Source organism: Allobosea sp. 47.2.35 (assembly GCF_024655635.1).
Taxonomy (GTDB): Bacteria; Pseudomonadota; Alphaproteobacteria; order Rhizobiales; family Beijerinckiaceae; genus Allobosea.
The window spans coordinates 1-787 of sequence record NZ_JANLGI010000062.1; the positions used below are offsets into that span (position 1 = coordinate 1).

A 787-nucleotide genomic window follows, 5' to 3' on the forward strand; every position below is an offset into this window, starting at 1 on the left:
CCTTCAAAGCGATAACCGCCCCCAACGGGGCCAACATTGCAGGCGATCTCACAGGTGAGGGCGATGAGCTTGCTTTAGGCGAGACCGATACACTCGTGGCCCTTGCTTATTGCAGCTCCTCGTAAAGGAGAGCTTCATCGAAGCCGATAAAGGTGCCCGATACGGAATAGTCGGAGCTAACGCATTACCTGCCGATCAGGTCATGAGGATCGCCCGGAGCGCGCCGCAGTAGCGCGAGGCTGTGCGTAGGCCTTAGCAACCTTGCAAGAGCACGAGGTCGAGCCGATGACCTACCCAGCCCCGGCAGTGATCTGTTGCTAACCGGAGGCAGGGACCTGAGAGAGATGGTAGCCAGCAGCGGACTAGCAGCTGGCCAGCGCCAGTGACTACAGGGCACCGAGCGTCAGGACGATACATTTCGTGATGCGCTCCTGAGGCGGCGGCAGGCCCGGCCGCTGCGGGGTCCGTCGCTGGTATGATAATTGAAAGAGAGCCTGTGATTGTGTCGGAGACTCCCGCCTTGCACTCAAATGAGACAGACTTGGTCCACGCTGGCCGCATCCAGATGAGCGACCGAACCTTCATAAGAATGGTCCTGGCTGTTCAAGGAGTGTGGCTCGGGACGCTTGGATACGGACTGGCCTATACACTCGTCTCGCTGATACGAACCTAGCTCGATTAGACCCGTCAGCGTCAGCCCGAGGCAGGCCTGAAGCGCGTCGCCGCACCAGGATGTCAAACGGCCCGCAAAGTTGCCCCCCGATTGGAGTGCGCCCTTGCGGGTAGA

General features: G+C 60.0%; 1 protein-coding gene. It reads right to left on the reverse strand.

The features are described from left to right. Positions 1-526: 526 nt before the first annotated feature. Positions 527-787 (reverse strand): hypothetical protein (locus tag NUV79_RS25215; RefSeq protein WP_257735812.1); only part of this gene is annotated, 261 nt, incomplete at its 5' end.